Raw genomic sequence first — 13,743 nt, 5'->3', positions numbered from 1 at the left:
GTCCCCTCACGCGTCCAAAGCGTCGAGCAGGTCGACGACGCTCTTCGTCTTGTCGTTCGGGTCGAGCTCGATCACGTCGATGTGCCAGTCCTCGAGCAGCGCCGGCTGGACGAGCCCGGCGCCGAAGGTCGCCCAGTAACCGCGGCGGTTCGACGCGCGCCTCGCGAGCTGCGGGCTGCCCTCGATGCGCATCTGCTCCATGCGGTACCAGATGTACCGGATGTCGACGTCGCCGAAGCTGTAGCCGAGGAAGAGGAAGCTGTTGCTGAGCAGATCGGCCCGCAGGCGCTGATCGGGGGCCGCCTCGAGCCGGAGGCGGCCGAAGTACTGCGATTCGGTGAGCACCACCGTCTCGGGCCAGTCGAGATCTCCATGAAACTTGATGACGTGGCACGCCCCCTGCGCCGGGCACCGCGCGAAGTCGTCGAACCTGGCGAGCGCCACGGCCTCTTTTCCCGCGTCCCGCAGCGCCTCCTCGATGTGGTGCTCGAAGTTGGTCGTGTAGATGGTCGAGAAGTCGCGGCGCGCCAGGGCCTTGTGCTGGCACGAGCTCCTGCGCCGCTCGTCGACCTCGCGCGCGTGGAAGCGCGCGCGCATCTCGGCGATGAAGCTGTCGAGGCCGCCCGCGCACTCGCGGGCGAAGAAGCCGGCGAGCTGCGGGGGCAAGCCGTGCAGCTCGAAGAGCGCTGGCTCGAACCCGAGCGCGGCGCCCATCCACCCCATCAGCTCCTTCCACATCGGCAGCCGGAGCGGGGCAGAGAAGCCCGCGCCCAGAAAGGGAATGAGGCGACCTTCCCGGTACGCCTGCCGGAGCGGGATCGCCGCTTGCTCGAGCGTGAGTACAGCCATCTTCAGCGAGCGATGGTATCTGCCCGACGACCTCGCGCAACCAGCGCCCGCCGGGCCGGAGCGCCTCGCCCCGAGCGGATGTCGGCGCGGATGTCGGCCGGCGCGCAAGGACAGAAGCCGCGATGCATCAGGACACGCGCGGCAGAGCCCGGCGCTGCGGAGGAGGGCGCCGGTCGCACCTCCCTCCCCAACGGCGGCAGAGCGGCGTCGAGCGGGCCCTCTCGCGAGGCGAAATGTCAGTAGAATCCCGCGCATGGAGATTCTTGGGATGGAGGCTTGGCGTCCGCTGCGCGCGGTCCGGTCCGCGCTGGTCGAGCGCCTCGGAGCGTGGCGCTGATGCAGATCGCAGCGTCTGCCGTGACGATGTGGACGGGGGCATGCCTCGTGATCGGGGGCTGCACGGCGATCGTGGGCGTGGACAAGCCGTACCACCTGGCGGGGGGAGGAAGCGGAGGTGGAGGTGGAGCCGAGACGTGCACGCCAGAGGAGGTGCGGTGCGCGCAGAACAGGCCGCAGACGTGCGACGAAGGCGGAGCGTGGCAGGACGAACCCGAGTGCCCGGCGGAGGCGCCCCTGTGTGACGACGGGCGCTGCATCGTCCCTCGGAGCTGCGCCAAGATGGACGCGATCTGCGGGCCGCGCGGAGACGAGGGCTGCTGCGGGAGCCTGGTGGTGCCCGGAGGCACGTTCGATCGGGGCGACGCCGAGCCGCGGCTGGCGACGGTGAGCGACCTCCGGCTGGATCGATTCGAGGTGACGGTGGGGCGGTTCCGGGCGTTCCTGTCCGAGTACCCGGCGAGCTGGCCAGCGGTGGGGGCAGGAGCACACCCGAAGATTCCGGACAGCGGGTGGCGCGCCGCGTGGGACGCCAACTTGCCCGTGGACCGGGCGGCGCTGTCGGCGTCGCTTCACTGCGAAGATCCCTATTTTTCGTGGACCGACGAGGTGGGCGAGCACGAGCTCCTGCCCGCGGCCTGCGTGAGCTGGTACGTGGCGTTCGCGTTCTGCGCGTGGGACGGCGGTCGGCTGCCCACGTCAGCAGAGCGGCGCTACGCGGCCGCCGGCGGGGACGAGCAGCGCACGCATCCATGGTCGAGCCCGGAGAGCGCGCCGGAGCCCGACGAGAGCTACGCGGTGTACGGTTGCGGCCTCGACGGGTCGTGCGAGATCGCGGACCTCCAGCCCGGCGGGTCGAGGTCGCCGCGGGGAGACGGGCGGTGGGGACACGCGGATCTGGGGGGAAACGTGTGGGAGTGGGTGCTGGATTCGTTCGCGGCGGACGACCCGATCGCGTGCGATGACTGCGCCGTCCTCACCCCCGACACGAACCACATGATCTGGGGCGGGGGCTGGCGCAGCGGGAAGGAGACATTGCTCACCTCCGCCTTCCAGGAGCGCCCGCCGAACGGCCACTTCGCCGGCGCGGGGCTGCGGTGCGCACGGGCGCGGTGATGCGCGCAGCTGGCCGTCGCGGCGTCGCGGCGTCGCGGCCGCCGCTCCGCGCAGCGCGCGCCGCCCTTCGGGCGTCCCTGGAACCTTGACGCGACAGCCGCCGCGCGCGACCCTCCCGCCGTGTCGGGCACGCTCGCGGACGGAACGGTCTTCGCGCACCGCTATCGCGTGGCGCGCCTCCTCGCCGTGGGCGCGATGGGGTCCGTCTACGAGGTGGTGCACATCGAGACGAACCGCCGCCGGGCGCTGAAGGTGATGCACGCGTACCTCTTCCAGAGCGAGGAGATGCGCAGCCGCTTCAAGCGCGAGGCGCAGATCACGGCGGAGATCGAGAGCGAGTACATCGTCGACGTCTTCGACGCGGGCATCGACGAGGCGACGGGCATGCCGTTCCTCGTGATGGAGCTGCTCCGCGGCGAGGAGCTCGGCCAGCGCCTCAAGCGCCTCGGCAGGCTGCCTCCCGGCGAGGTCGCGACGTACCTCCAGCAGACCGCGTCGGCCCTCGACCGGACCCACGCGGCGTCCATCATCCACCGGGATCTCAAGCCGGAGAACCTGTTCGTCACCCAGCGGGACGACGGGACGCCCCGCATGAAGATCCTCGACTTCGGCGTGGCGAAGCTGCTCGCCGAGGGCGGGACGGCGGCCGGCATCACGCGGAGCCTCGGGACGCCCATCTACATGGCGCCCGAGCAGTTCCGCACCGACACGAAGCTCACCAGCGCCGTGGACATCTACGCGCTCGGGATGATCGCGTACACGCTGCTCGTGGGGACGCCGTACTGGAGCCCGGAGGCGCTCAGCGCGAACGACGTGATCGCGTTCGCGCTCGTGGTCGTCCACGGGCCGCAGGAGCCGCCGGTCCACCGGGCGATGTCGCAGCGGGTGGTGCTGCCGCAGAGCTTCGATGGCTGGTTCGCTCGGGCCACGGCCGTCGATCCAGCGACGCGGTTCCGCCTCGCGAGCGAGGCGGCGCAGGCGCTCTCCGAGCTGCTCGTCCTCGCCCCGTCCAGCAGCGGGCGTTCGCCCCGCCCGACCACGCCGCCCTGGGCCCTGGCGAGCCCCTCGGCGCACGCGCTCGCCACGCCAGCGCCCGCGCTCACCGCGCCAGCGCTCACCGTGCCGGCGATCACCGCGCCCTCGATGATGCCGCCGGTGGCGACGAGCATCGGCCCGATGGGGCCGGAGCACCCGTCTCGCTCCCCGGTCGTGCCCCTCGCGGCGACCATGGAGACGTCGGTGACGTCCGTCCCTTCAGGGAACATCACACCGATCGCGCCAAGCCGAGCCCCGCTCGTCGCCGCCGCGGTCGTCCTCGGGCTCGGGGTGCTTGGCGCAGGGACCTGGCTCCTGATCCGCGCCGGGGCCCAGGCCGATCCGGCGGTGGCCGCGCCGCCTTCGGCCCCTGCGCCGCCCTCGGCCGCTGCGCCGGACGCCGGTTCGGCGAGCGCCGCAGCCACCGCTGCGCCGAGCGCGACGCCGCCGGCAGAGCCGTCCGCGCCGACGCCCAGCGCCTCCGCGCCAGCGCTCGCCGCGGAGCCCACCCAGCCCGCGACCAGCGCGAGCGCCAGCGCGAGGCCGGCCGCGCGCGGGGCGGCGGGCGCTCCCCCGAAGGCGACGCCGAGGCCCGCTCCGACCGGGCGAACAGGCGCCGCCGCTCGCCCCAAAGTCCCTTTGCTCGGACGAGATTGAGACCGATGTCCGCCGCGCTGCCGGTCCGCCCCTCGCCGACACCGGTCGACACCTTCGCCTGTGGATACCCCAGAACATGACACGTCGCCTGCGCCGGATGGCTCCTCTCGCTCTCGCTCTCGTCCTCTGGCCGCTCGCCGCCGCGACGCCCGCCGCGGCGCAGGACAGCGCGGCCGCGGAAGCCCTCTTCAACCGGGGCCTCGCCGAGATGGAGGCGGGCCAGTACGAGACCGGCTGCAACGCGATCGCCGAGAGCCATCGGCTCGAGCCCAAGCCGGGGGCGCTCTTCACGCTGGCCATCTGCGAGTCGAGGTGGGGCCGCGTCGCGAGCGCGTTCGCCCACTTCGGGGAGTACCTTGCGCTCCACGAGCAGCTGACGCCGGAGCAGAAGCGCCGGCAAGGAGAGCGGCCCAAGGTCGCCCGGGAGGAGCGCGAGAAGCTGGCCCCGCTCGTGCCGGAGCTCGCGCTCTCCCTCCCGCCCGGAGCCCCCACAGGGACGGTGGTAAAGCGCGACGGTCGCGCGGTGGAGGGCGCCGCGCTGGGCGCGAGCGTGCCGGTGGATCCGGGAGAGCACGTCGTGTCGACGCAGGCGCCGGGAGGGCCTGTCCAGGAGACGCGGATCCACCTCGCTCACGGCGAGAAGAAGCGCGTCGATCTGCAGGTGAGCGGCGCCCCGGCGCCGTCCGCCGAGAGCCTTTCAGGCCGGCGGGCGGCCGTGTACGCGGCCGGCGGCGTCGGCGTCGCGGGGCTCGTGCTGGGCGGGGTGACGGGCGCGCTCACGCTCGGCAAGAAGAGCGTCGTCCGCGAGCACTGCGGCAGCGGGATCGGCCTGAGCGACCCGACGGCCTGCGACCAGACGGGCCTGGACGCGGCGGAGAGCGCGAGCACCACCGGGCTCGTGAGCACGATCGGCTTCGGCGTGGGGCTGGCCGGGCTCGGGGCGGCGGCGGTCCTCTACCTGACCGAGCCGAAGCAGAGCGACATGACCGCCGGCACGACGTCAAGGCGGATCCGCGCAGGGGTGCTCGCGGCAGGCCCGGAAGGGGTCGTGCTCGGGGCGAGCGGGTCGTGGTGACGCGGCGGGGCAACGGACCTTCGCCGCCTTCGCCGCCTCTACCCACCGGCGCAGAGGCGCGCTAGACCCGCCGCGTGCAGCTCATCCCCGCCATCGATCTCCTCGGAGGCCAGGCCGTGCGCCTCCATCAAGGGCGCTACGATCAGGTCACCGTCTACGACCAGGACCCGGCGGCGCTCGCCGCTCGCCTCCGCCGTGCCTGCGATCGGCTGCACGTGGTCGACCTGGAAGGGGCCCGCGCCGGCCTGCCCGTCCAGGCCGACGCCGTCCGCGCCGTCATCGCGGCCTTCGGCGCGGAGGGCGGCAGCGTGCAGGTGGGGGGCGGCATCCGCTCCGCCGCCGCGGCCGAGAGTTACCTCGCGCTGGGCGCCGATCGCATCGTGCTCGGGACCGCCGCGGTGAACGATCCCGCGCTCGTACGCGACCTCGCCGGCCGCTTCCCGGGGCGCGTCGTGGTCGCCGTGGACGCCAAGGACGGGCGCGTGGCCGTGCAGGGCTGGGAGCAGGTCTCCTCCGTCACCGCCCTCGACGTCGCCCGCGCGCTGGCCGGCGCCCCCGTCGCGGCGCTCCTCTACACCGACGTCTCCCGCGACGGCACGCAGGTCGGCCCCAACCTGGAAGCCACCCGCGAGCTCGCCGCCTCGTGCGGCTTCCCCGTCCTGGCCTCCGGCGGAGTCGGATCGCTCGCTCACCTGCGCGCGCTCGCGCAGATCCCCGGCGTCAGCGGCGTCATCGTGGGCCGCGCGCTCTACGAGGGGGCCTTCACGCTCGCCGAGGCGATCGAGGCGGCGAGCGCCTGACGGCGTGTGTGCGTTTTCGTGTACGATCCCCCCGACAATGCACGAGCGCGACGACCCACGGCCCTCCACACGCGAAGTCGCGGCGGAGGAGTTCCTGTTTCACCTGCACCGGGGCAGCGAGCTCCTGCAGGACAACCGGGTCCACGCCGCGAAGGCGGAGCTCGAGCGCGCGCTGTCGCTCCAGCCGAGCGATCCCAAGGGGCAAGACCTGCTCGGGATCGTCTACTTCCGGCTGGGGCTCTACCCGCGGGCGATCGCGATCTATGAGCGGCTGATCCAGGCCCACCCGGAGGCGGTCGAGCCGCGCATCAACCTCGCGCTCTCGTACCTCAAGACCGGGCAGCCGGCGCAGGCGCGGTCCGAGCTCGAGAAGGCGCTCGAGCAGAACCCGAAGCACCAGCGCGCGTGGGGCTACCTGGGGCTCGCGTTCCAGCGCATGGGCGACTACGAGCGCGCGAGCCACGCGTTCGCGGCGGGCGGCCACGACGCGATGGCGCGCCGCCTTCTCGACATGACGGGCAGCACCACGGGCCGCTACTCGATGGAGCCGCCCGACACCGAGGATCAGCCGCCGGTCGAGGCCAAGGCCGAGGTGCAGCGCGCCGCAGGCGAGGCGGTGCAGGCGCTCGATCGCGCCGGCGCGGGCTTCCGGCACGACTCGGATCTGCCGCGCATCCCGTCAGGGACATGGTCGGCCATCGAGCCTGGCCGCGAGATGATGCCGACCATCCCGGCGCCGCCGTCGTTCAAGAGCCTCGGGGCGGACGGCCGCGCGGGAGGCCCGACGAACCCGCTCGGCGCGGGCAAGGCTCCCGGCCCGAGGGTCGGCGCGGCGCCGACGGTCCCGTCGATGCCGGCGGTGCAGGCGCCGCCGGGAGGGAGCGTGGCCCCGACCGTGCGCCGCAGCACGGTGGCGCCCGAGGAGCCCTCCGCGACGGGCCGCTTCGCGATCGCCGTCCCCGCGGCGGCGGACGCGGCGGCGGCGAGCAAGAAGGCGGCGGGGCGGCCGTCGTCGTCCTCGCTGCCGCCTCCCACGGCGGCGCCCGCCGCGACGCCGCCGGCCGCGACGCCGCCGCTGGAGACGCTCTCGGCGCTCGCGCGCGAGCGGCTGCTCGTCTTCCCGCGCGAGGCCGCGGTCACGCGGCACCCGACCGGCGTCGTGCTCGTGCAGTCGACGAAGGGCTTCGTCGCCCGGCTCGACGCGCTGCGCACCATGAGCGTGCACTCCGGGACCGCCACGCACGTGCTGAAGCGGCAGGCGCGCGGGCGCATCTTCGACGAGCCGCTCGGCGGGCCGAGCACGCCCTTCATCGAGATCGGCGGGCGCTGCGAGCTCGTGCTCGGCGCGCCGGAGGGGCGGCGGCTCCACCCGGTGACGCTCGGGGAAGAGTCCATCTACCTGCGCGAGGACGTCCTCGTCGGCTTCGATCTGCCGATCGGCTACGAGAACGGCCGCCTGCCGGCCGGCGAGGGCGAGGCGGTCGCGATGGTGCAGCTCCGCGGCCGCGGCCACATGGTCCTGTCGGTGCCCGAGCGCGCCGCCGCGCTGGAGATCACCCCGTCGCGGCCGACGTCGACGCGCGCGACCGCGGTGCTCGGGTGGATGGGCCGGCTCCTGCCGCGCACGCTGCCCGCCTCCGAGGCGCCTGGAGGGATGCAGGGCTTCGTGACGTTCGGCGGAGAGGGGATGGTCCTCATCGATGGTCGCTAGCGCGGGCACGTCCTTGCGGGGCACCAAGGCGCAGCGGCGGCGCACGCTCTGGGAAGACGCGCGGAACCTCCCGAACCTGCTCACGTTCGCCCGGGTCCTCATGATCCCGGCCGTCCTCGTGCTCCTGTCGAGGGGCGCACCGCGGGACTGCTTCTGGGCCGCGGGCGTCTACTCGCTCGCGGCGATCACCGACATGCTCGACGGCTACCTGGCGCGGCGGCAGGGCCTCGTGAGCGTGCTCGGCAAGTTCCTCGATCCGCTCGCCGACAAGCTCATCGTCGCCGCCACGCTCGTGTGGCTCGTGCCGATGGGCCGGATCCCGGCGTGGGCGGTGGTGCTGCTCATCTCGCGCGAGATCACGATCACGGCGCTCCGATCCATCGCCTCGACCGAGGGGCTCGTCATCGCGGCGGGCGACGGCGGGAAGATCAAGACAGCGCTGCAGATGATCGGGATCGTCTGCTTGATCCTCGGCTACCCGTACCACATCCACCTCGGCGTCGACTTCGGAGAGGTCGACGTGGTGCACGTCGGACGGCTGCTCATCTATCTATCGCTCGTCTTCTCGATCACGAGCGCCGCGCAGTACATGGGCCTGTTCATCGACGCCATCGACGCCAAGAACCGGCCGGCCCCTCCGCAGTAGATGGGCAATAGGCAAGCCCGCCTGGTTCTGCTAGACCAGCGCGCGTGAAAGCCCCGAAGACATCGCGCAACGCCTTGCGCCCCGCGCTCCTCCTGGCCGCTCTCGCCGCGGCGATCGTCGCCTCAGCCGCGAGCTGCAGCCGGCAGCAAGAGGGCGAGCCCTGCGAGATCGCGAACGGCAACGATGACTGCGCCGATGGCCTCGAGTGCATGGGCATCGGTCAGCAGCAGCAACAACACCGTTGCTGCAGGCCGAATGCGATCACGCAGGTCTGCGATCCCAACCAGGATCCGACGACGAGCGGCACGACCAGCGCGAGCGGCACGACCAGCGCGAGCGGCACGGGCGGCGGCGGTGGCGACGGCGGCAACGGGACGGCCGGGGGCGGCGGTACAGGCGAGGGCGGAAGCGGGGGCGGTACCGGTGGCGCCGGTGGTACGGGCGGAGGCGGTGGCGGCGCGGGCGGCACCGGCGGCGCAGGCGGCACCGGCGGCGCGGGCGGCACCGGCGGCGCGGGCGGGCGCTAGCGCAGCGCCCGCCCCCCCGCATCACACCCACGGAAGCGACACGCGCGAGCGCTCCAGGCCTCGCGCTCGCGTGGAGGGCAAGCGGCGCGCGTCGATGCGCCGCCCGCCGCGTGACGCCGGCGGCATCAGGCCCTCAGGCCGTCACTTCAGCCCAGCGCGCGACGCGCCCGCGCACGCCGCCTGAGCACGGCAGCTCCGGCGAGCGCGACCCCGGCGAGCGCCGTCCACGGCGCGACGGGCGCGCTCGGCTCACCAGCGCGGCAAGCGCACCCCACGACCGTCGCCTCCGGCTCGGGATCCTCGACCGGATCCGTCGGATCCGGCGTCGCGCCGCCCGTGGAGCCGGCGGGCTCCGGCTCGACGGGCTCCGTCGGATCGACCGGCGGCTCCACCCCGAGATCGTCACTCTCCACCGTCACGGACGAGGACGGACAGTTCTTGTGACCGATCACCAGGTAGTACGTCTGCGTGGGATCGAACGGCGGATCGGAGGTCTCGTCGATGACGAGCTCACCGCTCGTCTCCGTGATCCCCTCGACGCTGTAATCGTAGTTCGTGGCCTCCGGCAGCAGCTCGCCCAGCGTGAAGCCGACGTGCCGGCCGGTCCTCACGTAGATGCTCCACTCGACGTCGTTGCCGCGGTCGGGATCGAGCTCCACGGTGAAGCGGACGCCCTTCGCGGCCCGATCCGGCTTGCTCTTGAAGTGGAAGAGGCTCTGCAGGCTGAGCTGCGAGCGGTAATCCGCGCACGACGCCCCCGAGCCGAAGACCAGCGAGTCGATCCCGAACATGTTCGTCGTCTGCGACTTGCCCCCGCTCAGATCGAGCACCTCCTCGCAGTCGTCGAGGCCCCGGCTCTCGATCAGCGCGTCGACGGCGCCGGCGTCCGCCTCCGTGAGCTCGCCGGCGGTCACCAGCTTGCCGGTCGCCCGCTTCAGCGCCTTGGCGAAATCGCCGAACGAGGCGTTGGGGGTCAGCAGCGTCACCGTGCCCCAGACGAGCTTGTCGCCCACCTTGGCCCCGAATTTCTCGCGCAAGGACCACGCGAGGCTGCCGATCAGCTCGCCGTCCTCGTGCACCTCGCCCACCAGATCGCCGGGGCACGTCTTGGTGTCCTTCGCGAGGTCGCGCGCCATGCCGAAGGGCGCCAGCGTCGCCTCGCCGAGCGTGGAGTCGCCGTTCACGGTGCAGGCGAAATAGTCCGCGATGCCCTCATCGATGCTGCCGGCCCAGGGGGAGAGCCCGTATTCGTTGATCGCGAACTGGCCTCCATTGTAGCCGACCGCGTTGGCGGAGACGTAATGGGTGAACTCGTGGAGGAACACGTCGGAGTCGTCCGAGAAATCGAAGAACGAGCCCTGGCCGATGGCGATGAGGTTCGGCGCGCGGAAGGGCTCGCCCACGCCCTCTCCCGAGAAGAACGCGTTGTCCATCGGCCGGCCCGCCTCCAGCATGTTGGCGACCGCGACGAGCTTCCAGCCAGGCGCCCCCATGTCGATCTGGTGGGTCGACACGAAGTAATCGCGCATCCGGGTGAGGTGGTAATAGATGCCGACCTGCGCGAACTGGTCGTGCGCATCCTCCGCGCTCGTGGGCGGATCGTAGAGGAAGTCCTCCCCTGTGTTCGGCTCGACGCTCTGCTCCAGGGTGAGCGGGACGCCGGCGGTGAGGTCGCCGTCCACGTAATTCACCACCTTGAAGTTGCCGTTCCAGCCGCTCAAGGTCTGGGGATCCGCCGCGTCGAGGCTGCTGAGCTCGAGATCCTGGACCTCGGGCGTGACCGCCGAGCTGATGGGGTAAACGCGCCCTCGCGCGTGCACGGCCAGCGAGCGCCTGTGGACGAGCTTGCCAGTGTGCGCGTCGACGAGGTAGCGCTCCCCGCCGCGATCCGACCGGACATCGACGACCCAGACGAGCTTACCGCCCGTCTCCGCCTCGGGAAACACCGCGAGCGCCGCGTTCGGCCGCTCCGCGAGCGTCATTCCGTAGGTCGCCTCGACCGCGCGCCGCGCGGCCTCTTCCCCGTGAGTCGGCGTCGTCGCGACCGACAGGTCCCGCGCCACGTCGAGCACCACGACCTCCGCGCGGTTCTCCCGGGTGAGATCGATCGCCACCGCGGCGCCGAGCACGGGCAGTCCGGCGTGGACCTGCGCAAACCGGACAGTGCGGTGATCGCCATCCACGAGCTCGCTCTGGTAACGCAGCGAGACGCCCTGGAGGCGGAGGTCTGAAGCGGCGTGCTTCAGCGCCGCCTCCGCCGCGCCCCGCGCGCCATCCGTGCCGCGGAAGGACAGCGCCGTTGCTGGCGAGCCCTTCGGTAGCGTGTGCCACTCCGACGCGGCGGCGGGCCCCGCAGCGGCCAAGGCTGCGAGTGCGGTCAACGGAAGCAAGAGCGGCAGTCGTCTCATGGGTTCATCTCTCCGGCTGGATTTCTGCTGGCTTTCTGCAAGCAGCGCTCGCGTGAGGCGCGGCAGGGCCGGACCGACGAGCGCGACCAACGTAACGAGTTGCGCTGGCTCATCAAGGAGAAGCGACGCGGCGTCCTCGCGGAAAATCAAGGAGTTGTGGCCGCGATTGCCTCGTTACGTGACCTCCCTGGTCAACCTGCGTGGTATGTCTCCGGCACCTTCAACGCAGGCTGCCGTGGCTCTCTCTGAAACAAACACCTCCATTGGATTCCCGGCGACGTTCGCCCCGAGCGACATCGTCTCCGCCTGTTCCCCGCGCCCCGCCGGTCCCTCCGGTGCGCCGCTGCCCAGCAGGGTTCGCGTCGGCGGCCGCGTGCTCGAGGTCGCGGAGGGCGCGGTCGTCCTCGGCGACGCGTTCGGCGCGCTGCGCGTCGCGCTCGAGGGCGCGCCCGCGCCGCCGCTCGAGGTCGGCGATCTCGCGATCATCGAGGGCGCGCCGGCGCCGACGCCGACCGACTGCACGCTCGCGTCCGCGCGGCTCGTCGAGCGGATCACGCCCCGGAGGCCGCCGCGGGCGCGCGCGGGCGCCGCGGCGCCGCCGTCGAGCGAGACGGAGCGCGCGATCCATCGCGGGCGCGGCGCGGCGCTCGCGCAGCGCGCGGCGGCGCTCGCCGCGGTGCGGGCGCTGTTCGCCGAGCGCGGCTTCCTCGAGGTGGAGACGCCGAGCATGGTCCCCTCCCCCGGGCTCGATCTGCACCTCGACGCGTTCGCGGTGCAGGCGGCGCGCCCGACGTTCCTGATCACGAGCCCGGAGTACCAGATGAAGCGGCTGCTCTCGGGGGGCGTCCCGCGCTGCTTCCAGCTCGCGCGCTGCTTCCGGCGCGGAGAGCTCGGGGACAGGCACAACCCGGAGTTCACGATGCTCGAATGGTACCGCGCCTTCGCCGGCGTGGACGAGGTGATGGCCGACACCGAGGCGATCGTGCAGCGCGTCGCGGGCGCGCTCGGCGCGGATGGCACGATCTCGACGTCCGGCAAGCAGGTACGTTTGGAGCGGCCGTTCCCGCGGATCTCGATCGGCGAGGCGTTCGCGCGCTGGGCGGGCGTGCCCGCGGACGACGCGATCGCGCTCGCGTCGAGCGACGAGGAGCGGTTCTTCCGCCTGCTCGTGGACGCGGTGGAGCCGGCGATCGCCGCGCTGCCCCACCCGGTGTTCCTGGTCGATTTCCCCGCGCCGTTCGCGTCGCTCGCGCGGCTCAAGCCGAGCGATCCGCGGGTCTGCGAGCGGTTCGAGCTGTATGTCGCGGGCGTCGAGCTCTGCAACGGCTTCGGCGAGCTGACCGACCCGGTCGAGCAGCGCGCGCGGCTCCTCGCCGATCAGGCCGCGCGGGCCGCCCAGGGCAAGCCGGTTTATCCGATCGACGAGCGCTTCCTCGACGCGCTCGAGGAGGGGATGCCACCCGCGGCGGGCAACGCGCTCGGGGTCGATCGCCTCGTCGCGCTGTGCCTCGGCGCCGCGTCGATCGGCGATGTCCTCGCGTTCCCTCACGGCTGGCTGTGACCGGCGCGGAGGTCCCCGACGACGACACGCGCCTCTCACCGGAGGTCCTGTCGCAGCTTGCCCGCAAGTACCTCACGCTCGCGGAGCTCCGGCGCGCGCGGGCGGCCGGGGAGCCGATCCCGGGCAAGGAGGTGTTCCGCGCGCTCGCGGGGGAGTTCCCCGGCGCGCTGAACGAGCTCGACAACCTGCCCTTCGACGAGATCGAGCGGCGCCGCGACGCGCTCTCACGGGCCCTCGCCGGGGGCCCGGAGGAGCGCTGGATGGCCTGGATGCACGGCTATCACGCGCTGATGCGGGCGGCGCTCTACGTGAAGATCCGCGTCGCGCGTCGTGAGGAGCTGTCCGACGTCGCCGCGGCGGCGCTCGCGGAGCGGGCGGCGAGGCACGCCGGCACCCCCGTCGACGTCGCGTTCGTGATCGCGGTCAAGGCGCCGCCGGACGGCCGGCTGAACCGCCTCGTCCTCGGCCGGCTCGCGACGACGTTCGGCGCGTCGATGGCGGAGATCCGGGGGACGATCTTCCCGCGGCGAAGGGCGGCGGGCGGCTGACGCGCGGCGCGCTCGGCCGAGCGCCCCCGTGACGCGCTCCGGCCATCGGCTAAGCTCCGCGCCCGATGGAACGTCTCTTCTTCCTGCTCTCGGGCGTTTACGGGTTCCTCGCGGTGGCGCTCGGCGCCTTCGGCGCCCACGGGCTCAAGGCGACGCTCGACGCGGCGCCGGACGGCGCGCTGCGCCTCTCCTGGTGGCAAACGGGCGCCCAGTACCACCTCGCCCACGCGCTCGCGCTGGCGCTCGCCGCCCACCTCGCCGCGCGCACCGGCGGCGTCGCGGCGACGGTCGCCGGCCTCTGCTTCGCGGGCGGCGTGCTCTTCTTCTCTGGCAGCCTCTACGTGATGACCGTGACCGGCGTCCGCGTCCTCGGCATGGTCACGCCGCTCGGCGGGCTGCTCCTGCTCGCGGGCTGGGGCGCGGTGGCCGTGGCCGCGCTCGGGATGGCGAAGGGCTGAGGCGCCCGGCAGCGGG

The 13,743-nt window shown here is 73.0% G+C and carries 12 protein-coding genes; 10 read left to right on the top strand and 2 right to left on the bottom strand.

Going from position 1 to position 13,743, the window contains the following annotated elements; genetic code table 11:
- Positions 1 to 6: 6 nt before the first annotated feature.
- Positions 7 to 849, bottom strand: a complete 843-nt coding sequence (locus WME82_RS15810; RefSeq protein ID WP_044964899.1) for an SIR2 family NAD-dependent protein deacylase — start codon at positions 847 to 849, stop codon at positions 7 to 9.
- Between the two features lie 336 nt (positions 850 to 1,185).
- On the opposite strand from WME82_RS15810, the gene WME82_RS15805 reads away from it, so the two are divergent.
- The 7 genes from WME82_RS15805 (at position 1,186) to WME82_RS15775 (ending at position 8,752) form a co-directional block, all read left to right on the top strand.
- Positions 1,186 to 2,301 (top strand): formylglycine-generating enzyme family protein, encoded by a 1,116-nt coding sequence (locus WME82_RS15805; RefSeq protein WP_438043511.1) that lies wholly within the window; start codon positions 1,186 to 1,188, stop codon positions 2,299 to 2,301.
- A gap of 120 nt (positions 2,302 to 2,421) precedes the next feature.
- On the top strand, positions 2,422 to 3,993 hold the full coding sequence (locus WME82_RS15800; RefSeq protein ID WP_438043510.1) for a protein kinase domain-containing protein: 1,572 nt from the start codon (positions 2,422 to 2,424) through the stop codon (positions 3,991 to 3,993).
- Between the two features lie 97 nt (positions 3,994 to 4,090).
- The gene (locus WME82_RS15795) at positions 4,091 to 5,068 is read left to right on the top strand and encodes a hypothetical protein (protein WP_438043509.1); all 978 of its coding nucleotides are present in this window, start codon (positions 4,091 to 4,093) and stop codon (positions 5,066 to 5,068) included.
- Between the two features lie 74 nt (positions 5,069 to 5,142).
- A complete protein-coding gene (hisA, locus tag WME82_RS15790; RefSeq protein WP_437746310.1) occupies positions 5,143 to 5,868 on the top strand; it encodes a 1-(5-phosphoribosyl)-5-[(5-phosphoribosylamino)methylideneamino]imidazole-4-carboxamide isomerase in 726 nt (241 codons plus the stop codon).
- Positions 5,869 to 5,905: 37 nt separating this feature from the next.
- Positions 5,906 to 7,579, top strand: coding sequence for a tetratricopeptide repeat protein (locus tag WME82_RS15785; protein WP_438043508.1), 1,674 nt, complete (start codon positions 5,906 to 5,908; stop codon positions 7,577 to 7,579).
- The gene (gene pgsA, locus WME82_RS15780; protein ID WP_437746308.1) at positions 7,569 to 8,225 is read left to right on the top strand and encodes a CDP-diacylglycerol--glycerol-3-phosphate 3-phosphatidyltransferase; all 657 of its coding nucleotides are present in this window, start codon (positions 7,569 to 7,571) and stop codon (positions 8,223 to 8,225) included. Before WME82_RS15785 ends, pgsA begins: the two co-directional genes overlap by 11 nt.
- A 44-nt stretch (positions 8,226 to 8,269) precedes the next feature.
- Positions 8,270 to 8,752, top strand: coding sequence for a hypothetical protein (locus tag WME82_RS15775; RefSeq protein WP_438043507.1), 483 nt, complete (start codon positions 8,270 to 8,272; stop codon positions 8,750 to 8,752).
- Positions 8,753 to 8,898: 146 nt separating this feature from the next.
- On the opposite strand, the gene WME82_RS15770 is transcribed toward WME82_RS15775, so the two are convergent.
- Positions 8,899 to 11,160, bottom strand: coding sequence for an MYXO-CTERM sorting domain-containing protein (locus WME82_RS15770; RefSeq protein ID WP_438043506.1), 2,262 nt, complete (start codon positions 11,158 to 11,160; stop codon positions 8,899 to 8,901).
- Positions 11,161 to 11,395: 235 nt separating this feature from the next.
- On the opposite strand from WME82_RS15770, the gene epmA reads away from it, so the two are divergent.
- The 3 genes from epmA (at position 11,396) to WME82_RS15755 (ending at position 13,727) form a co-directional block, all read left to right on the top strand.
- Positions 11,396 to 12,721 (top strand): EF-P lysine aminoacylase EpmA, encoded by a 1,326-nt coding sequence (gene epmA / locus WME82_RS15765; protein ID WP_438043505.1) that lies wholly within the window; start codon positions 11,396 to 11,398, stop codon positions 12,719 to 12,721.
- The gene (locus WME82_RS15760) at positions 12,718 to 13,269 is read left to right on the top strand and encodes a hypothetical protein (protein WP_438043504.1); all 552 of its coding nucleotides are present in this window, start codon (positions 12,718 to 12,720) and stop codon (positions 13,267 to 13,269) included. The genes epmA and WME82_RS15760 overlap by 4 nt, the downstream gene beginning before the upstream one ends.
- Before the next feature lie 65 nt (positions 13,270 to 13,334).
- Positions 13,335 to 13,727: a DUF423 domain-containing protein gene (locus WME82_RS15755; RefSeq protein ID WP_438043503.1), complete on the top strand. Its 393-nt coding sequence runs from the start codon at positions 13,335 to 13,337 to the stop codon at positions 13,725 to 13,727.
- Positions 13,728 to 13,743 lie beyond the last annotated feature (16 nt).

The organism is Sorangium sp. So ce128, from assembly GCF_051525245.1.
GTDB classification, from domain to species: domain Bacteria; phylum Myxococcota_A; class Polyangia; order Polyangiales; family Polyangiaceae; genus Sorangium; species Sorangium cellulosum_B.
This window is presented reverse-complemented; position numbering and strand designations above follow the sequence as displayed.